The organism is Dyadobacter sp. Leaf189 (assembly GCF_001424405.1).
In the GTDB taxonomy this organism is placed as follows: domain Bacteria; phylum Bacteroidota; class Bacteroidia; order Cytophagales; family Spirosomataceae; genus Dyadobacter.
This window is the reverse complement of the sequence record NZ_LMPS01000001.1, coordinates 607,935-627,909: the sequence shown is the minus strand read 5'-3', so window position 1 is coordinate 627,909 and position 19,975 is coordinate 607,935. Positions and strand designations below refer to the sequence as shown.

The window sequence follows — 19,975 nt, the reverse complement described above, 5'->3', positions numbered from 1 at the left end:
AGTTGTAACACCAAATCTATATTCGTTTGATCCCGGAGCTTTGCTGCATTTGCCGGACAGTTAAAATAAATTCGAATGTTAACAGCCTGGAATCACTCTTTCAAAAGCTTAAATACCTGCTTGTCTTTCCCATTAGCTACTTCAAGCAGGTAAATTCCCCGCGGGAAAGCCGTAGTTGACAAATCGATCATCTCCTTTTGAGGAAAACCATTAGCCTCTGTACTTGCCTTCCTGAACAGCCGCCCGGTCAGGTCATACAAATTGAATGTAACCTCCTTGCCGGGATCTGCCTGGTACATGACCTGGAATACGCCCGATGAAGGATTTGGATAGATACCCCACTCTATTTTCTCGTCAAATACCACCGGTCGCACGCTGGAATATTTAAATGAGCTGTCGCTATCGATCATTTTTAATCGATAGTACCGTACGCCGGTTTTTATTATAGTCTGATCATTGAAAGAATACCTGGTGCCGCCTGCCCCATTTCCGCGCCCGGTTATTTCGCCAATCCTGGCAAACATTCCCTTTCTGTAAGCCTCATTGCCGGACGCGACTTCAATTTCAAAATGGTCAAAATCTTCTTCGGAGGCAGTCTCCCATTCCACAACCACATCACTACTCCGCTCCACCCCACCCTTCTTCCTGGCATTAAAGCTGATCAGATCCACCGGCAGTGAAGATGAGCTGCCGATAAAACCTTTCGCAAGCCAGAATTCAGAAAAGTTCTTTACCTTAAATTCTGCATAATAACCCTTATCAAAAGGCACAATCCGGACTTCCGCACCGTCGTGAAAAGTCCAGCCACCATCTGAGTTATTGTCCAGGGTTCCATCTTCTTTGGCGGTGTCTGCATTCCTGTACTTCGAGAGCACAAGTTGGTATGCATGCTCGGGCTTGTCGCAGGACTCACACCCGCTCGCCGCGATCAGGGTTTTAACTTCGTCGTCGGAAAAATATATCCTTACCCCAACTGAATCCTGCAACGTTCCATTGGCCGGTTTGATGCTCAGGTTGCGGTCGAGATAGTAGTTCAAATTGGCACTTCGCACTGCGCCGGCACTCAGATAACTTTGCACCTGCGTGTTCCCCAGGTTCTGGCCGTTCGGGTAAACCGACGCTATCAGCTTCCCATTTTGTGTGAAATGGACCCAAGCATTCCCGCCTGCTACATTCTGTTCTGTGGCAGCGGCCATTGTGCCTTCATCGTAGATACCATTCGGTTTATCATAAATGTGGATATCATCCAAAGCAATCCCCTCGCGGCTTGTAAATCCGTCGGATATCATCACAAAACGAATTTTGAGATCTGTAAAGCCGGTGGGCAATGCAATGCTGGCAGCACGCCAGCGCAGGTCGCTTTCTTTGCTCCATGCACCTTTTCCTGAATACGTCCGGTCGTACCAGTTGGTACCCTGCCCCGCAGTGCCCAGTCGCGTCCACGCACCTCCGTTTCCTGAATATTCGAGATAAACAATGTCACAGGGTGTCGGGTCACAGTATTCAAGATCCAGTGCCACGCTGAAACTCAATGTGGGCGCTGCCATTCCATCCACTTTGAAGCATGGTGAATAGAGGTAAGATTCCTCTTTGTCATTGTGCCAGCCAGTCAGGCTTGTTTTCCAGATTTTACTGCCGCTTGCTGCGGTATTAACCAACGGCGAAAGCGGCGTACCATGCTGCCAGGAGCTGTTTATCCCTTTTGCAAACCAGTATCCGCTATTGCTTTCAAAGGTTTCCAAATACGGAAATGCAGTAATAACCGGTGCATTGAAGATCGACAACAGCAGCGTATCGTTATCACGGAAACTGTCAGTCGCCAGCGCCGACCACACCTTTACGGTTTGTGAACCGAGCGCAGACAAATTGGCTTTCGCTTGAAAGGTGTAGTCCACAGTCGTTCTTTTCGCTAGGGACGAAATGGTTTCAGAAACAATGGTACCATCACTCAATTGATACGAAACAGGTACATCAATCAGCGCCTGGGATGAGCTGTTACGTATTTTAACAGTAACAGACTCCTGCGCACCCAGGCCGCAGCTTTCAGCTGCCGGACTTGCTAGCCCTAAAACCTGAATATCGTCCGCCACAGCATATAACTCAATGTCATCGAAGGAATATCCTGCTCCGCTCACTTCGTCTGCTGCAATCATGCGGCCCCATTGCCCCCACCTTACCTGGAAACTGGAAGAGAAGTTTTTCCCATTGGCAGCCAGCAACTTGCTTACTTCTATGCCTGGCGAAGTCTTATATCCTTCCAGCGCCGGGTTCTGATTGGCGTACAGATCATAAGCTTCGATCCACGGATCGGTATCTTTTCCTCTTATCCACACTTTATTGTTGACGTGCGTCTTTTGCCCGTGGTTTTTGTAGCTGAAAGTGAGCCGCACGTCAGCGGTTTCAATGTCGTAGTCTGATAAGTTAAATGTACCTTCAAGATAGTTGGTGTTCCCGCCGGAAAAATACCGGTTTGCGTCCAGTGTTAAAGCGCGCTGGCCTGAATTGGCCAAACCTGAATTAACAAAAGTCCTGACGCGGCCCGCATCCGTTGAAGAAAAGGAGAAATCGTACCGCCCATCCCCTTTCAAGCCGATCTGATTTGCTACGACCGTTTGAACAGGCAGGCTTTCCATATCATCCAAAAAAGGCAGGGTAAGCGGGTAATTGGGCAGCTGTCTGAAGATTTTGGTCAATGTATCGTTTCCAATCACCGGATCAGAGGCTGCGTGAATGTATACTTTAAGCGTATAATCGCCCGGACTCGCCAGGTTGGCACCTGCTGAAAAGGTGTGATCGTATGTTTTTCCCTTTTCGATAAATGGCGTGATCGTTTCAAGAGGAACAGCAACGCCATTCAGCATATAACCCACTTCAAATGGCGCATTGGAGTCCACATCATCCAGGTTTTTGATCCTTATTTTAACAAAAACCGAGCTGCTCAACTCTGTGGAAGTGTTCTGCCTGCCCGAGCTTGCCGGAGTCAGGATAGATTCAATTTTAAGGTCTTTATCGGAAATTGTACCTGCACAGGTACCTGAATCCGGGCGGCGGCTAATCGCCACCGCGGCCCGCCCCGGTTGACCATTCAGTCTTGCGCGCACGCTCAGTACGTGTGTCGAATCCTTCGAAAGTCCGGCCAGTACAAATTTGTTTGAGTTCGTTACGCCTGCTGAAACCATCTCTGACCCTTTCAGTATCATTACTTCATAGTCGGTAGCACCCGTTATCGCAGTCCATTCCAGTGAGATATACCCCTCGCATTGCAGACTCGACAGGGTGAGTGTCGGTACCCCGAGGATAGTGAAAGGCTCACTGATACTTTCGGCGCCAGTGCTGTTCTGCACTACCCGTATCCTTGCTTTATCGCTTTTCACGCCCGCAGGGATTGTCCAGGAAAACTGCCTTACAGAAGCCGCTAAATTGTTGCCAATCGGTGTCCACGATGATCCATCGTTAAGGCTGTAACTTACTGTAAACGTACTCGCATTGTTCCCGAACGCATCCCAGTGAATGTAAAACGCGTCTCCGTCTTTCAGGCGCTCTCCGCCAACAGGGTTTGTCAGCGTAATCGAATTGGGTATCATGTCATAAACGACCACATACTCCTGCAAAGGATTTTGCGCCACTGATGTTCCATTCACCGTAATGGTATAGCTGCCTTCCGTGGGATTGTTGATGGTAACCTGCTCCATATTGTTGGTATGGTCGGTGCCGGTAACCGCAATGGCGTTCACCTTTGCGGGAGTTGGATCCAGCAGCCTTGGGAGCGTGGCAGTACCTTCTTTTACTACTTTTAAATCAAGGTCATTAATAAGGTTCTGCGCAGAAAGTACATTGGCGGCAGGATCGTTCCAGTAAAGCATCACTTTGAGCTGCGCCGTGTTGGCAGGTACCTGGATAGTGAAATCCTTCACCGCATTGTGCTCCAGAGAATCGTTCCGGTAACTTTCTGATTCGAGCATTTTCAGGGAGCGCAACAGGTTGAGCCAGCCGAAACCATATCTGTAATCCGGACCTTCATTCCCTTTGTCGACAGCTCCATTACAAACCAATGCTTTCAAAAGTGCATTCTTCGGATTCTGATCGCCGTGTAGCTGACGATAGCGCTCAGTCAATAGTACCAGACCACCTGCAACAGCCGGCGACGACATACTGGTGCCGCTTCCATTCCCGTATAAGTTCACCGGGATCGTGGACATTACAGATGCACCCTGCGCCATGATTTCAGGCTTGATACGACCGTCGCGTACAGGTCCGCGGCTAGAACCATTGGAAATAACACTGGTTTCAGAAGTATTACCTACGCTGATCACATTCTTGGCAGTCTGGTAACCGCCCAGAACATTGGCAAAACCTGCGGGATACGGGCTGCAGCTAGTGGCACCATTATTCCCTGCCGCGAATACGTGCTGCAAATACGGCATTTGAAATGCCTGACGGTCGAGGATATATGAATAGAGATCGTAAACCCCGAATGTTTCACAATTATTAATATCTCCACCATAAGAGTTGTTCGTCACAACCATTCCATAATCCTTCACGTACTGAGGAGAATAAGCCAGAATGTTCGACAGATACTGGACTACAATGGTCGATTTGGGCGCATAACCCGTATACCGCTCATTGACAATACCTGCTCCGCCGAGAATCCCCATTGTATGAACCCCGTGAACACCTGCCTCAGCCGGGTTACGGCTGATAAGCCGGCTGTTAAAATCGAGGTGCTGTGACGGATTCGCATCGTCGCCAATACCTACTACTACCCCTTTTCCACTCAGATTGCGCCCGATCGGCAGACTGGAACGCAGCACGTTTGCACGGGAATTGGTGGTTGATTTATCATTAAAAGACTTGTCGGGCTGTGGCCGCGCCTGTACGTACTGTACAAAAGGAAGAGCCGCCAGCTCCTTCAACCTGCCGGCAGGAACACGCAGTTCGAGAATCTGGTAAGCTGCAAACTGCTCTGAAACAAGCGTTGCGTCAACTGTTTTCAGACCATCCTTTACCTCCTCCGCGGAGAATGTGCGGGGATAATTGATCCATACATCCACTGTACCCGGCTCTTTGACAGCATACGCGGGAAACCGCCCGTTTGCCAGTGCAGCCTGCATTTTTTGTTCAGGCAAAAGCTCAATAATGGCCCGGCCTTTCGTCCGCGCCAATGCACGCTGACTGTTGCTGCCGGTCACCGTTGCGGTATAAGCATAATTCGGAATGTACTCCAGCAGCTCGATCCCCTCTGCCCTGAGCTGATTCCGCTCCTGTGCGGTTGGAATGTCTTCAAACTGAATAATTACAAAAGATTTTTGCCCACCTTCCCCGGACATGCGAAGCGAGGCACTTTTTTCACTGACGTTCTTTTCGGGTGTGAATGAGCCACTTCTGAGCTGAATGGTATAGTCCCGCTTTTGCTGAGAAAAAACAGGTACCGAGATAAAACTGATTAAAACAATTTGGAGGTAGAGCTTACGCCATTTCATACATTTCGATACTAATAAGATTAGGTAATTCTACTCATTAAATAGCATTTTACAAATTAATTCGGCTTGGCTTTTATACTAGTTGAGTAGAACATTCCTGATGGTTGTTGCACGCTCAACTGAGCTTTCCCTTTAGACGCCAGAAGGTGTCGGAGGTAACAAGAAATTTTGCAAATAGCTGGGTACTGGTTTAACTTCGCGATTTCACAGCTTGCCTTTAGCAGTACCTATGGATTTATACGGACTAATCGGTTACCCACTTACGCATTCATTTTCCAAACGCTATTTCACAGACAAATTCGTCAGGGAGAAGATCAAGGAGAGCAGTTACGAGCTTTTCGAAATGAAATCCCTGGAAGAATTGCCTGCCTTGTTGAAGAGAAAAACGGATCTGCGTGGACTTAATGTGACCATTCCGTACAAAAAGGACGTGATTGCTTACGTTGATGACCTTGATGATACATCGGCCGAGCGCATTGGTGCTGTGAATACAATCAAGATTTATGCAGACGGAAGTACAAAGGGTTTTAATACCGACTACTATGGCTTTCGTCAGTCGCTTGTAGAGTGGCTTGACCGGCGCGGGGAAAACTGCAGTAACTTCAAAGCACTTGTGCTGGGAAACGGCGGTGCGGCCAAAGCAATTATGGTGGCTTTACAGGATCTGCACGTCGAATTTCAGCTTGTTTCAAGACAGAAAGACAATGACACCATTCTTTACCAGGAACTGACAGAAGAAATCCTGGGTACGCATTTGCTTATTATCAACACGACGCCGCTGGGTACTTTCCCAAATACAGAAGAATGCCCGGACCTTCCGTATCAATGGATTACGAAGAAGCATTTCATGTATGATCTTGTATACAATCCAGCCGAAACATTGTTCCTGAAAAAAGGAATGGAAAAGGGCGCGGTAACCCAGAATGGATTGAAAATGCTGCAGTTACAAGCTGAAAAATCCTGGGAGATCTGGACGACTGAGGAAAACCTCTGGAGTGTTTAGCGGTTCAGGTAAAAGCTCCAAAGATCGGATTCTACCTTTTCGCTTTTAATCAAAACACCTTTTGCCAGCGGAGCAGCCACTCCCTCGCCTATTTCAATCGCCCCCTGGCACCTTCTTATCTCGTCCCAGAAGCCGGATTGCAGAAATGCATTGATCACGGTCGTGCCGCCTTCTACAAAAACGGAATGGATCTTTCTTTTAAATAAGCCTTGCAGCAGCTGGCCGATTTGCTCCTGCTCAGGGTCAACTTTGAGGTAAGAAACCTGGTGAATGTCTGAATATCTTTCGGGATCGGCAGGTACAACGGTTTCTTCCAAAAAGTTGACCACAATCGTAGTTTGGGTACCGTCAAATAAATGGTGTGTCTCCGGCAGCTGTAAATAGCGGTCCAGCACTATCCTGACGGGATTTCTGCCTTCCCAATGCCTGACATTCAGCTTCGGATTATCTGCCAGTGCGGTTTTGAAACCAACCAGGATTGCGTCTTCTTCCGCCCGCCATTTGTGAACACGCATATTAGACAATGCGCCACTGATCGGAACAGGCTGCCCGCCTTTTCTACCAATAAAACCATCTGCTGTTTCCGCCCATTTAAGGATCACGTAGGGCCTCTGCTGCTTCATAGCGGTGAAAAAGCGGCGGTTCAGCTGCATTCCTTCTTCTTCCAGTATACCTGTTTCAACCTCAATGCCTGCTGCAAGCAACTTTGCTATCCCTCTTCCGGAAACCAGTGGATTGGGATCGAGATTGCAAACCACAACTTTTCTCAGTTTTCTGGCGATCAGCAGATCTGCGCAAGGTGGCGTTTTGCCCGTGTGAGAGCAGGGTTCCAGGGTTACATAAGCTGTGGATTCAGCCAGCAAATCCGCATTTCCCTTCCTATCTGCGTCTTCAATGGCGCGCACTTCGGCGTGCGGACCGCCGTACTGCCGGTGCCAGCCTTCGCCGATAATCAGGTTATCATGTACAATCACACAGCCTACCATCGGGTTAGGACTTACATTCCCCCGTCCGTATTCTGCGAGCTGCAATGCCCGCTGCATCCATTTGATATCCGTATTCATCAGGCAAAAATACAAAGGTGAGTGTAAACACAGTTTTCGCGAGTTCCTATTATTTGCTAACTTTCCGACATTGCTATTAAAACCATCTGAAATGACTTCGGCACGCCAGCTATATTTATATATCGTAAAAAAGATCACAGTATATCCTGAAAAAGAAGCCCAGGCAATCACATTCATGCTGCTTGAGCATTATATGCGCCTTCGCAACATTGATGTACTGGTGGATCGTCCGATCCCGCAAAATGCCGCACAGCCGGACTGGGAGGATATCATTACCCGTTTGAACAATAATGAGCCTGTGCAGCACATCATCGGGTCTACCGAGTTCTGCGGTCTGGAATTTCGTGTTTCCTCGTCCGTGCTGATCCCCCGGCCGGAGACTGAAGAGCTGGTAAGAATGGTAACGCGCGACTACGCGGAGCCAGATAAAGACATTTCTATCCTGGATATCGGCACGGGCAGCGGCTGTATCGCCATTGTGCTCGCGCGCTTCCTGCCGCACGTATCCGTTCACGCCTGGGATGTTTCTGACGAGGCGCTTGAAGTGGCAAAGGAAAATGCACGGCAGCTGATTGCGGATGTAAAATTTGCCAAGCAGGATATGCTCAACATGACACTTCCATTGTCAGGAGATATCCCTCAGTTTGACTGCATTGTAAGCAACCCACCCTACGTGACCTACTCCGAGCAGGAACATATGCGGCCGAATGTACTTCGCTTCGAACCCCACGAAGCATTGTTTGTAGAGGACAGCGATCCCTTGCTGTTTTACAAGGCAATTGCCGATTTTGGAACACATTACCTGAAACCAGCCGGAAAATGCTACGTAGAAATCAATGAGCACTTCGGGACGGAAACAAAAGAGGTATTTGAAGAAAGAAACTACCGGAACGTTGAAATCCTGCGCGATATCAATGGAAAAGACCGGTTTGTACGTGCGATCTGGGGTTAAGCCTGCCGTAAAAGACTCTGATAGATGTATATAGAAAAAATTAAGGAAGTACTTGACGAGATGGGAAAGGTAGTGGTTGGGCAGGATAAGCTGCTGAACCGGCTGCTGATCGGGCTCTTCACGGGAGGACATATTTTGCTGGAAGGCGTTCCGGGTCTTGCCAAAACATTGACCATCAATGTCATGGCGAAAGTACTTCACCTTGAATTCAAGCGGATCCAGTTTACACCGGACCTGCTTCCCGCCGATTTGATCGGTACAATGATTTACAAACCCAAAATTGGTGACTACGAGGTAAAAAAAGGACCTATCTTCTCCAACCTGATCCTCGCCGATGAAGTAAACCGGTCCCCGGCCAAAGTGCAGTCTGCATTGCTCGAAGCAATGCAGGAAAAACAGGTGACGATCGGAGATGAAACTTACCTGCTCGACCGCCCGTTTGTCGTGCTTGCTACGCAAAACCCCGTTGAACAGGAAGGAACCTATCCACTACCCGAAGCTCAGATCGACCGGTTTATGATGAAAGTCTACGTCGATTACCTCGATAAGGCCAAAGAGCTGGAAGTAATGCGGCGGATGTCGGATATCAACTATGACTACCAGATCCGGCCGATACTGAACAAAGAGGATATCTTCGCAATCCGTGACAATGTGAATAAGGTGAACATTTCCGACACGCTGGAACGGTACATTATCGAGCTGGTGTTTGCAACGCGCCGCCCGCTGGACTACGGCTTGCGGGATGAAGCCAGGTATATTCAGTTCGGAGTGTCGCCCAGAGCTACGATTTACCTCAACCGCGCAGCCAAGGCGCTGGCCTATCTAGAAGGGCGGGACTATGTTTTGCCGGAAGATATCAAGGAACTTGCTCCCGATATTATGAACCACCGGATATTGCTCAACTACGAAGCTGAGGCCGATGGTGTGAAGACCATGACCATCATTGATTCCATTCTAAGGAAAGTAGCGATCGGCTGATCAAGGTACGGGATCGTGGCCGTGGCCGCCCCAGGGGTGACACCTGGAAAGGCGTTTCAGACCCAGCCAGCCGCCTTTTATAGCGCCGTGTTTCTGCACAGCCTCAATCATATACTGCGAGCAGGTGGGCGTATACCGGCACGAATTCGGGAGATATGGGGACAGTACTCCCTGGTAAATCCGGACCAATCCTATGAGTAAAAATTTCATTTATCTTCTTGTCTCAAAATAGTATCTTTGACAAATAACACCCTTTAGCATGATTTCGTACATTCTTTGGGATGCAAGTCCCGAAATATTTACCATACCCGAAATCTTCGGGCTCGGCCCCTTCCCTGTTCGCTGGTACGGATTGCTTTTCGCGCTTGGTTTCCTGATAGGCCAGCAAATTGTCATTTACATTTTCAAAAAAGAAGGACGGTCGCTCGAAGATATCGATTCGCTCACGCTGATCATGGTGCTGTCGATTGTGATAGGCGCGCGTGTCGGGCATTTCCTCTTTTATGAACCGGAAACACTTTTCAGAAATCCGCTCGAAGTCATTATACCTCCTTACTCCGGGCTGGCAAGCCACGGTGCGGCTATTGGTGTGATTATCGGATTGTGGTTGTATGCACGATCCCGCAAAGGAACCGGGCAAACCTTCTTTTATGTCATAGACCGCATTATTATCACCGTCGCGCTTGGTGGTGCATTCATTCGCTTTGGTAACCTGATGAACTCCGAGATCGTTGGCAAGCCGACCGATCTTCCATGGGGTTTTGTTTTTTTACATAACACCGAATTCCGCCAGATACCACGCCATCCGGCTCAGTTATACGAATCCATTTCCTGCTTCATACTTGTGTTTGTGCTTTGCTGGATCTGGAACAAATACAAAGCTGCCACGCCGAGAGGTTTGATGGTAGGCGTGTTCCTGGTTTGGGTATTCACGCTGCGTTTCCTGTATGAGTTTTTGAAAGAAAACCAGGAAGCCTTCGAGAACAATTATGCACTGAACATGGGCCAGATACTGAGTATTCCTGCGGTGTTGCTGGGTATTTATTTCATTGTCCAGTCACGCAAGAACCCTCTTCAACAGGCAGAGGGCAGTCAGCATATTCCGGTAAGGCACAACCGATAAGGTGGAATGAAAACTCAACCGATCTTCGCGCTGCTTCTTTCTGCTTCCCTGATTTTGGGTGGATGTAACGGAAAAGACAATGCTGCTGATGAAGCCGACAGTACTGAAACCGCTTCGGGCGCATTACAGGCGCTCACCGACAAAGCAAAAGCAATGGGAAACGGCGAAACGGTGGATCCTGTTGATTTCAGAAAGCTCAAAGATTTACTTCCAGGCAAACTGATCGGGCTCAAACGCGTCGAATCCAGTGGTGAAAAGTCAGGTGCAATGGGCTTTACCGTATCCACCGCGCAGGCCACTTACAAGAACGGCGATACAAACCTTGAAATAGAAATTGTGGATACCGGCGGCATTGCCGGCGTATCTACCATGGCGCTTGCAACCTGGTCTATGGCAGATATTGACAAAGAAACAGCCACCGGCTACGAAAAAACAACCACGCTCGAAGGTTACAAGGCATTTGAAAAGTACGATACCCAAAGTAAATCGGGAGAAATCAACATCCTTGTTGCCGATCGCTACGTAGTAAACGTCGAGGGAAACAACTTAACGATCGACCAACTTAAAGAGGCTTTAAGCTCAATCGGACTTGCTGAACTGGGTGAGTTGAAATAACATACTCTTAACAAAACAAAAAACCAGAAACCTGCACAGTTTCTGGTTTTTTGTTGGATTTAGGAATGTAGTATGGTTTAAACCGTCGCAAAATCAACCTTATCGCGCAAAATCTGCTTCGCTTTAACCAGTTGATTCTTAACAGTATTTTTTGATATCCTGAGAAATTCGGCGATCTCCTGATAGGATTTCCCTTCTTCAATGTTGAGTTTCAGTATCTGCTTTCTTTTCACAGAAAGTGAGTCAACAGCCGCCTGTACGAGGTTCAGCCTTCTTTCGTTTTCCTCTTTTTCTTCTTCACCTGCTGCCCTGATCGCCTCCATATAATTCCTGCGCAGCTGCTCGCTTTTCTCCACTTTTTTGAAATGGTCAAAAGCCATATTGCGCAGACAGGTAAAGAGGTAGGAGTTGAAATTATAGTCAGGCTTGATGTGCGCGCGCTTGACCCAAATCTTGATAAATACATCCTGAACCATGTTTTCAGCTTCCTCTTCATCTTTGAGCAAAGAGGCTGTAAATCTCAGCGCGGGAGATTTGAAATGGTTGTACAATTCGGCAAAAGCAGCTTCATCGCCTTCTGTTACTTTGCGCAGGGTGTTTTCGTCAGGGTAGGCCACGGTAGTTCAGGGTTATTGTATATAGAAAAAGGGTAAATCCGAATATTCAATCTTTACAAAATCATAATTATTCAATTGATAAGCCTATTTAGCTTACACGGGTCTTTTTAATTGTATCAATACTGTTTTGTAAAATTTTGTTGGTCGAAATGCGTACTGTTCAGCCGATTGTTTTGCCGCTATAAAGCTCAGTAACGTTTTCTTTTGAGTGGTGTTCTGTAAATGTTTGATAAAACTACATCACTGTATTGAATTGCAAATCGCAAACTGCGTAAAAATATCTTCATTTTGCGCAAAGCCATTTTATTTAACAGTTTGATTATAAATACATAGTACTGGGTTTACATTTTTCCCGATTTTCCTTTTCCCGGGCATGTATGCGACTATTTAGACGCACATTCCGCGATTTGGTCACAAGATTTTTTAACAATTATTTAAAGGCCCGGACAAATGAGCACAACCCGGGATAGCCCGCGATCAATTATGAAGAGTATAATAGCCGACAACAGAAACCGATTTCAAACCGCATCAGCTTACACCGCATGAACGAGAATCGCATTGCAACCATCCTTGACAAAATAAAAGGAGTGAAAATCGCTGTTTACGGCGACTTCTGCCTGGATTCGTATTGGGTTATGGATAAAGCCGGCTCGGAAATTTCCATTGAAACCGGATTATGGACCGAGGCAGTTGCAACGCATTATTATACACCCGGCGGAGCGGGCAATGTAGTGGCCAATCTTTCCGCTTTGAACCCGGCCGAAATCCGGGTAATTGGCGCAGTTGGGCACGATATGCAGGGAAGAGAGCTAACTGCCCAGTTGCAGCAGCTTGGCGCAGATACCGGCTCGCTGTTTGTCCAGGAGGAAAAATTCACGACCTACTGCTACCTGAAACGCATTGTCGAGGGAAAAGAGCAGCCGCGGATTGACTTCGGGGTATTCAACCAAAGAAGTGCGGAGACAGATCAGAAGATCCTTGCGGCGCTTGAAACTGCATTACAGGAGTGCGATGCATTGATTTTCAACCAGCAGGTAACCGGCAGCATTAACAATGAAGCCTTTATAACTGCTGCAAACGCGCTTTTTGCAAAATACAATAACAAGATTGTGATGCTCGATTCGCGGCATTTCAATGACCGGTTTTCAAATACCTACCTGAAAGCCAACGACCGTGAAATTGCTTCACTCGCAGGTTTGCAGCCAGGACCAGACGAACACATCCCCGTCAGTGACGTGCTTAAATACGGAACACAAATATTTGAACGTTCCCAAAAGCCTGTTTTTGTGACCTGCGGCGAGCGGGGGATTATTGCATTTGACCAAAATGGTTATCACGAAGTACTCGGGTTGCAACTCAAAAACAAGCTGGATACTGTTGGTGCAGGCGACACGGCGATCAGTGCGATTACACTTTGCGTAGCCGCAGGTATCGCTCCCGAAGAAGCTGCGCATTTCGGGAACTTCGCGGCTGCAGTGACTGTGCAGAAGCTGTTCACAACAGGAACTGCGAGTCCGCAAGAAATCCTGCTGATCAGCAAAGATCCCGATTACATATACAATGCAGACCTGGCAGAAAACGAGCGTAGTGCTACTTACGTGTCTGAAACTGACTTTGAGCTGTCCGTTCCCGGTGTGCTGGAAAAAATGGGACACATACGTTATGCAGTGTTTGATCATGACGGCACGATCAGCTCGCTGCGGCAGGGTTGGGAAGAGATTATGGAGCCGGTAATGATGAAAGCTATCCTCGGAGATCATTATGATACCATTGATGCTGGTACTTTCCAGAAAGTTACCGGCGAAGTCAAACAGTTTATCCATAAAACCACAGGTATCCAAACCATTTACCAAATGGAAGGTTTGGTCAAGCTGGTGCGCGAGTTCGGTTATGTTCCGGAGAATGAGATCCTCGATAAGTTTCAGTATAAGGAACTTTACAATAATGGATTAATGGAAATGGTAAGCAAGCGAATGGACAAGCTTGTGAAAGGTGAGCTCAGTACCGACGATTATACGATGAAAGGTGCAGTTGCATTCCTGCAGGAGCTTAAAACGCGTGGCGTAACACTATACCTCGCCAGCGGAACCGATGTAGAGGATGTAAAACATGAAGCCGAGATGCTGGGCTATGCGCATTTATTTGATGGCGGCATTTATGGTGCATTGAGGGATTACACCAAGTTTTCCAAAAAGATGATCATTGAAAAAATTATTCAGGAGAATGGATTGCGGGGCAATGAGCTGGCAGTTTTTGGCGACGGTCCCGACGAGATCAGGGAAGGTCGGCGAGCAGGGGGAATTGCGGTAGGCATCACCAGTAATGAATTACAACGCTTCGGACACAATCCGGGAAAGCGTCCCAGACTGGTCAAAGCGGGTGCACAGTTGCTGATACCAGATTTTTCTCAATATAAAAAACTGATCGGGCTGCTGTTCCAGGAAGGTGTCAACTACCCTGAGGCATGAACCTGAGCGTTTTCAAAGCCTGTCTGGCGCCATTCATTTTCCTGGTTCTACAATGCTGTTTTTCGTGTAAAAAGCAGGGTGATCCGGTACAGGTAAATGCAATGTATCAAGACCGGCCTTTCTGGCAGGAGCGTCACGAGACTTTCGTGATCGGAACAAATCCATCTGCCAATGAAGTAAGGCGCATTTTCGTAGATCGGAATTCGAATATCTGGGCTGCGACTGGTGACGGGATTTACTTAAAACCAAATGGGATACCTGAATGGTCGAAGGTAATATCCGGGGAAAACGACGGGCCGGCTTACGCAATTGCAGAAGATAGCGCGTCCACTATCTGGCTTGGAACCTGGAATGGGCTTTACAAATACGAAAATGGGGTAGCTTCGAAAGTCGACGGACCGAAAGGACCCATTTCCGCGATCTGTACCACAACTCATGGTATATATGTACTCGGGCCAAATGGATTTTGGATAAATAAGGGAACCGGGTTTGTAAGTGAGAAAAGCAGGCTTGCCAGATCTGTCAGGGATGTGATCTCAGATAGAGAAAACGGGCTCTGGATTGCTACTGATGTGGGTTTATACCATTGGAATGAAAAAGAGCTTCAACATTTTTATCAAACCACTGACCTCATCAGCGGCTATGCGAAAGGTTTGGCTTTTGATACAGACCAAAAACTCTGGGTAGCTGGTCTGGGCGGTGTTACTATCCGGAATGAGGACAAAAAACAGTCGCAGCTGACCGTTGAAGACGGACTTCCCTCAACCTATGTAACTACTGTGCGGCTCGCTCCCGACAGCTCCATGTGGGTTGGTACCCAAAAAGGAGTAGTCCGCCTTCGCCCGAATGGAACCAGATCACTGCTCTTTTCAAGAAGGTGGCTGATGGACGATCAGGTCAATGATATTGCTTTTGACAAAAAAGGAAATGCCTGGATCGCCACACCAAAAGGAGTAAGTGCGATCATGAAAACGAAAATGACGCTGGCACAGAAAAGCGCGTTTTTCAGCGATGTACTTGCAAAAAGACACATTCGCGCGCCCTGGATCGCGGGGCAGGCACATTTGAAAATACCAGGCGACACAACTTCGTGGGAGCCGGAAGATGACGACAATGACGGCGAGTACACGGGCAACTACCTGGCCATGGAAAGTTTCAGATATGCCGACACGAAAGATCCCGAAGCAAAAAACAATGCAAAAAAAGCATTCGGCTTTTTGACACTCCTGCAGGAAGTTACCGGCACCAGCGGCTTCTTCGCCAGAACCATAATCCCTTCTGAATGGAAGCACATGCACGACGAAAACCGCACATTCACTGATCGCGAAAAAGCAGATGAACTTGTGAAAGAGCCGCGTTTCAAGCCTGTCGAAACACGCTGGCATTTGTCAAAAGATGGAAAGTGGCTTTGGAAAGGCGATACCAGCAGTGATGAGATGTGCGGACATATGTTTGGCTATTACTTCTATTACACGCTTGTGGCTGACAATGCAGAGAAAAAACGCATTGCCGCGCACGTAACTAAGCTGGTGGATTACCTGATGGCGCACAACCTGAACCTGATGGACGTAGACGGAACGCATACCCGCTGGTCGGTATGGTCGCCCGACGACCTAAACCGGAACCCGGAGTGGCTACCCGACCGAAACCAGAATTCCATGGAGGTACTTGCATTCATCAAGCTCGCCCACTTCATGACCGGTCAGGAGAAATACCAGCGGGAATATGTCCGGCTGATCGAAAAGGAACATTATCTGGAAAATATGGCGCAGATAACAAGCCAAAACCCGGCCTGGTTTATCTATTTTGATGTAATGCTGCAGGCATATCTCTACCCAATACTGATTCGCTGCGAAACCGATCCTGAGCGTTTGAAATTTTACAAAACGCATTTGGAAGAATGGTTTACCCACCGGAAAGGCGACCACAACCCGCTGATCAACTTTATTTACAACTATACTCTTGATCAAAAAGCCGAATTACAGAACTCCGTTGATTTCCTGACAGACACGCCGCTGGACCTGATCGACTGGCCGATCGACCATCGGACGAGAGAAGATATCCGCATTGTGCGTACACCCGTGCTTGAAGATGAGCAGGTGAGCACTTTGCAGCCGCCCAGCATCAGAATGACGGTGCGCTGGGACAAAAACCCCTGGACAGCAGCAGGAGGCAACCCGGAGGTAGAGCGCGAACCTGTGTTCTGGCTGCTACCCTACTGGATGGGGAGGTACCTCGGAATGATTTCAAAATAGCCGCATTATGAAAAAACTACTACTGACTCTTAACCTGACCCTATTTCTCTGCATTTCAGCGTATGCGCAGGAAAGCGCTTTCGTAAAGCAAATGCTGATATTCCCGCACCAGCCGCAACATGTTCACGGCAGCAGTATCGTGAGCTTGCCCAATGGTGATTTCCTTTCGACCTGGTTCCAGGGAAGCGGGGAGCGGACTTCGGACGATGTGAAGATCATGGGTGCGAGACTGAGAAAAGGAGAAAACAAATGGAGCGAGCCGTTTTTGCTTGCTGATACACCCAACATTCCGGACTGTAACCCCGTATTATTTCTGAATGCAAAAGGGAAATTATTCCTGGTGTGGATTGCAGTACAAGCTAACCTTTGGGAGCAATCGATTTTACGTTTTAAAACTTCCGAAAACTACCTCAAACCAGGCGCGCCGGTTTGGGAATGGCAGGATAACATTCTCCTGAAACCAGACGAGAAATTCGCAGAAGAGGTTGAGAAAAAACTGAAAACGCTGCCGCACCTTACCGCTGGCTGGGCTGGTTACGCGCCGAAATACGACGATATGATCATTACAGCCAGCAAAGATGCACCCAAAAGAAGTATCGGCTGGATGACCCGGATCAAACCGCTTTTGCTCGAAAACGGAAAAATTATCCTCCCGCTGTATTCCGACGGCTTTAATTTATCAATGACGGCGATTTCGGAGAATAATGGAGAAACCTGGCGGCCGGGTCTGCCCATTGTTGGTCGCGGCCCCATTCAGCCCGCCATTATCAGGAAAAAGAATGGAGACCTGCTGGCGTTTATGCGCGACAGTGGCGACGAGCCTACCCGGGTGCATGTCAGCGAAAGTACCGACCAGGGTGAAAGCTGGCAGGCAACCCGCAAAACGGACATTCCCAACACAGCAAGCGTAGAACTCATTGTCTTAAAAGACGGCCGCTGGGCTTTTCTGGGAAATGATATTGAAAACGGACGCTATATACTGACGCTCAGAACCTCAGCCGACGAAGGCAAGACCTGGAAGCGCTTTTCCATTGAAAATGATGCGTCAAGAAAAGGAGGATACTCCTACCCTTCGCTGATCCAGACACCAGACGGGCTGATGCACATGACCTACTCGCATCATCCCGAAAAAGGCAAAAAGTCTATTAAATATGTTGTCGTTGACCCGACGCGCTTACCTTAACCTACCTTTTTAATGCAACGATCAAATTACTTTACACTCCTGCTGCTGGCGATTACCCTTTACTCATGGAGCGCGCAATTGAATGCGCAGCCGGTTTACAAAGACAAACCGTTCCAGCAGGATTACAGCATCAAATATTACGCGGATACGACCAAAGCCAGGCTGCTGAAAGTGGCGGCAGACCGCAATGGGAATATTCAGGTCCTGGCCAAAGAAGGTTTGCAGCACCTGTCAGGAGGCGAGTTTCTTTATCCCGGGAGTATCAAGGCAGACGATACTTACCGGTTTATGAAGGACAAAAAGGTTGCGGACCTGACGGTGTACGAAAACCAGTTTGTATATCTTACCAACACGGTGGTTATGAGCAATGCGTGGGCCGGAACTTTGTTTTCGAAACATACTCTGACCAATGCAAAAACAATAGCTGGCGGGAAGGATTTCACGTTTCTGGTAAGTGACGGCAAATCGCTGCAATTGATCAAGGATTCGAAAGCGATGTGGACAGGTACTTTACCAGGCGACGAAGTACTGGATCTGATCGATCAGCCCGGAAAGAACACTTTCTGGATTTTGGGCAAAAAGTCTTTGTACACGCTCGCAGACAATAAGCTTTCCAAAGTAATGGACGGGTCGGGCTTTACCAGTTTCGCGCTCGCTAATAAGGCAGGTAATATTGTGGTAGGTACCTCAGACGGTTATCTGGTTTTTGACATAAAAACAGGTAAGCAAGCGGGAACAACTGCAAAGAAACTGCCTGCTACCCGGATCACTGCGGTAAAGGAAATTAATGGAAAGTTATGGTTTGGATCAGATCAGGGCGCTTTTGCACTTCGTGAAGACGGTAAGTTCGACTATTACTACGGCGAACGCTGGCTACCGGGCAATGTGGTCACGGACATTGAGCCGGGTCCTGCTAATTCTGTTTTGATATTGACAACAAAGGGGCTTGGACAAATCCGCTTCAAATCGATGACGCTGGAAGAAAAAGCGCTGTTTTTCGAAGAGCAGGTTCGTAAACGTCACATTCGTAACGGTTTTAATGCTACGCTTGCTAAAATGGACCACGGAAACCTGGCAACTGGCTATATGGAAGATTCGGATAATGACGGTTTGTGGACTTCGATGTATCTGGGTGGCGAGATTTTCAGGTATGCGGTAACGAAAGATCCCGAAGCTTTGCAGAATTGCCGCGAGTCGCTGGAAGCAATGGAAAGGTTGTATACGGTAAACCCGGTACCAGGATTTCCTGCTCGGTCTTTTGAGCGTTCCGGGCACATCAAGGAGCTTCATGATCCTGAAAGGTGGCAGCATTCTCCCGAAAAAGAATGGGACTGGAAATCGACGACGAGCAGCGACGAGGTTATAGGGCACGTTTTTGCATTTGGCGCGATGGCGGAGCTTGTTGACGATCCCGCATTGAAAAACAAGGCGATCATGCTGATAGATACCGTGATGTCGCACATTGTCAAAAATGATATGTACCTCATCGATTTTGATGGAAAACCAACTATGTGGGGGAAATGGAATCCGGTATATGTGAATTCTTTTCCGACCAATGTAGGTGACCGGAAGCTGAATTCGTCCAACATTGTCTCCATGCTGCAGACTGCCTATCATTTTACCAAAAAAGAAAAATATAAGGCGAAAGCATTCGAATTGATGACCAAACATGGTTATCTCGAGAATATGATGCGGTCGATGAAAGAGATCGGAAAAGCGCCTGCCGATGCAGATGAGCACGCCAAACATATGTCCGACGGATGGAATCACTCCGATGATGAAATGTACTTTATAGGTTATTGGGGATTGTACAGATACGCATTCAATGATACTTTGAAAGCCAAATACAAAGAGTCCATCCTTGACCACTGGGAAGCAGAGCGGCCTGAAAAAGAAGGAGCCTGGAATATATTTACGGCACTGACCGGCACGAAGGAGTTTGATTTGAATGAAGCAGTGTGGTATTTACAGGAACACCCGCTGGATCTTATTGACTGGGTGATCAAAAACAGCCACCGGAAAGACATTGAGATGATCGAACCAAATTTCCGCAAGCAGACTACCAAAGAAGTACTGCCTCCCGACGAGCGGCCTATCCAGCGACACAATGGAAATATGTTCGGATTGGATAGAAATCATGGAAATGGCGCTTCTGAGCACAGCGCGGGCGATATCTGGCTGCTTCCTTACTGGATGGGAAGGTACCTCGGGGTAATCAGTGCACCACAGAAGTAATA

13 protein-coding genes are annotated in these 19,975 nt (G+C 47.9%); 9 read left to right on the top strand and 4 right to left on the bottom strand.

Translation table 11 applies throughout. The features are described 5' to 3' along the window. Window positions 1-92 precede the first annotated feature (92 nt). Window positions 93-5,480 (bottom strand): S8 family serine peptidase, encoded by a 5,388-nt coding sequence (locus ASG33_RS02735; RefSeq protein ID WP_056280005.1) that lies wholly within the window; start codon window positions 5,478-5,480, stop codon window positions 93-95. A 229-nt stretch (window positions 5,481-5,709) separates the two neighbouring features. On the opposite strand from ASG33_RS02735, the gene ASG33_RS02730 reads away from it, so the two are divergent. After that, a complete protein-coding gene (locus ASG33_RS02730; protein ID WP_056280003.1) occupies window positions 5,710-6,483 on the top strand; it encodes a shikimate dehydrogenase in 774 nt (257 codons plus the stop codon). Here the strand turns inward: ASG33_RS02730 and ribD are convergent. After that, window positions 6,480-7,547, bottom strand: a complete 1,068-nt coding sequence (gene ribD / locus ASG33_RS02725; protein ID WP_056280001.1) for a bifunctional diaminohydroxyphosphoribosylaminopyrimidine deaminase/5-amino-6-(5-phosphoribosylamino)uracil reductase RibD — start codon at window positions 7,545-7,547, stop codon at window positions 6,480-6,482. The genes ASG33_RS02730 and ribD overlap by 4 nt on opposite strands. Window positions 7,548-7,638: 91 nt before the next feature. On the opposite strand from ribD, the gene prmC reads away from it, so the two are divergent. Further along, window positions 7,639-8,499 (top strand): peptide chain release factor N(5)-glutamine methyltransferase, encoded by an 861-nt coding sequence (gene prmC, locus ASG33_RS02720; RefSeq protein ID WP_056280000.1) that lies wholly within the window; start codon window positions 7,639-7,641, stop codon window positions 8,497-8,499. Window positions 8,500-8,523: 24 nt separating this feature from the next. Next, a complete protein-coding gene (locus ASG33_RS02715) occupies window positions 8,524-9,477 on the top strand; it encodes a MoxR family ATPase (RefSeq protein ID WP_031528773.1) in 954 nt (317 codons plus the stop codon). Here the strand turns inward: ASG33_RS02715 and yidD are convergent, their stop codons facing one another. After that, window positions 9,478-9,687 (bottom strand): membrane protein insertion efficiency factor YidD, encoded by a 210-nt coding sequence (gene yidD, locus ASG33_RS02710; RefSeq protein ID WP_056279999.1) that lies wholly within the window; start codon window positions 9,685-9,687, stop codon window positions 9,478-9,480. A 49-nt stretch (window positions 9,688-9,736) separates the two neighbouring features. On the opposite strand from yidD, the gene lgt reads away from it, so the two are divergent. Together lgt and ASG33_RS02700 are read left to right on the top strand one after the other, a co-directional pair. Continuing rightward, the gene (gene lgt / locus ASG33_RS02705) at window positions 9,737-10,600 is read left to right on the top strand and encodes a prolipoprotein diacylglyceryl transferase (RefSeq protein WP_056279998.1); all 864 of its coding nucleotides are present in this window, start codon (window positions 9,737-9,739) and stop codon (window positions 10,598-10,600) included. A gap of 6 nt (window positions 10,601-10,606) precedes the next feature. Next, window positions 10,607-11,215 carry a hypothetical protein gene (locus tag ASG33_RS02700; protein WP_056279996.1) on the top strand — a complete coding sequence of 203 codons (609 nt, stop codon included), beginning with the start codon at window positions 10,607-10,609 and terminating at the stop codon, window positions 11,213-11,215. Window positions 11,216-11,292: 77 nt separating this feature from the next. Here the strand turns inward: ASG33_RS02700 and ASG33_RS02695 are convergent, their stop codons facing one another. After that, window positions 11,293-11,832, bottom strand: a complete 540-nt coding sequence (locus ASG33_RS02695) for an RNA polymerase sigma factor (protein ID WP_056279994.1) — start codon at window positions 11,830-11,832, stop codon at window positions 11,293-11,295. Between the two features lie 542 nt (window positions 11,833-12,374). Here ASG33_RS02695 and ASG33_RS02690 point away from each other — a divergent pair. Genes ASG33_RS02690 through ASG33_RS02675 form a run of 4 tightly spaced genes read left to right on the top strand, consistent with a single transcriptional unit; the run spans window position 12,375 to window position 19,973 of the window. Then, window positions 12,375-14,300: a PfkB family carbohydrate kinase gene (locus tag ASG33_RS02690; RefSeq protein ID WP_056279992.1), complete on the top strand. Its 1,926-nt coding sequence runs from the start codon at window positions 12,375-12,377 to the stop codon at window positions 14,298-14,300. Continuing rightward, on the top strand, window positions 14,297-16,555 hold the full coding sequence (locus tag ASG33_RS02685; protein WP_056279990.1) for a hypothetical protein: 2,259 nt from the start codon (window positions 14,297-14,299) through the stop codon (window positions 16,553-16,555). Before ASG33_RS02690 ends, ASG33_RS02685 begins: the two co-directional genes overlap by 4 nt. 7 nt (window positions 16,556-16,562) lie before the next feature. Next, window positions 16,563-17,738 carry an exo-alpha-sialidase gene (locus tag ASG33_RS02680; RefSeq protein WP_056279988.1) on the top strand — a complete coding sequence of 392 codons (1,176 nt, stop codon included), beginning with the start codon at window positions 16,563-16,565 and terminating at the stop codon, window positions 17,736-17,738. A gap of 12 nt (window positions 17,739-17,750) precedes the next feature. Continuing rightward, complete coding sequence (locus ASG33_RS02675; protein ID WP_056279987.1) at window positions 17,751-19,973, top strand: hypothetical protein; 2,223 nt, start codon at window positions 17,751-17,753, stop codon at window positions 19,971-19,973. Window positions 19,974-19,975: the final 2 nt, after the last annotated feature.

Coding starts and splice junctions, on each gene's coding strand:
- ASG33_RS02730 (WP_056280003.1), top strand. CDS start 5,710: ATGGATTTATACGGACTAATCGGTTACCCACTTACGCATTCATTTTCC.
- ASG33_RS02680 (WP_056279988.1), top strand. CDS start 16,563: ATGAAAAAACTACTACTGACTCTTAACCTGACCCTATTTCTCTGCATT.
- lgt (WP_056279998.1), top strand. CDS start 9,737: ATGATTTCGTACATTCTTTGGGATGCAAGTCCCGAAATATTTACCATA.
- yidD (WP_056279999.1), bottom strand. CDS start 9,687: ATGAAATTTTTACTCATAGGATTGGTCCGGATTTACCAGGGAGTACTG.
- ASG33_RS02690 (WP_056279992.1), top strand. CDS start 12,375: ATGAACGAGAATCGCATTGCAACCATCCTTGACAAAATAAAAGGAGTG.
- ribD (WP_056280001.1), bottom strand. CDS start 7,547: ATGAATACGGATATCAAATGGATGCAGCGGGCATTGCAGCTCGCAGAA.
- prmC (WP_056280000.1), top strand. CDS start 7,639: ATGACTTCGGCACGCCAGCTATATTTATATATCGTAAAAAAGATCACA.
- ASG33_RS02685 (WP_056279990.1), top strand. CDS start 14,297: ATGAACCTGAGCGTTTTCAAAGCCTGTCTGGCGCCATTCATTTTCCTG.
- ASG33_RS02675 (WP_056279987.1), top strand. CDS start 17,751: ATGCAACGATCAAATTACTTTACACTCCTGCTGCTGGCGATTACCCTT.
- ASG33_RS02715 (WP_031528773.1), top strand. CDS start 8,524: ATGTATATAGAAAAAATTAAGGAAGTACTTGACGAGATGGGAAAGGTA.
- ASG33_RS02735 (WP_056280005.1), bottom strand. CDS start 5,480: ATGAAATGGCGTAAGCTCTACCTCCAAATTGTTTTAATCAGTTTTATC.
- ASG33_RS02700 (WP_056279996.1), top strand. CDS start 10,607: ATGAAAACTCAACCGATCTTCGCGCTGCTTCTTTCTGCTTCCCTGATT.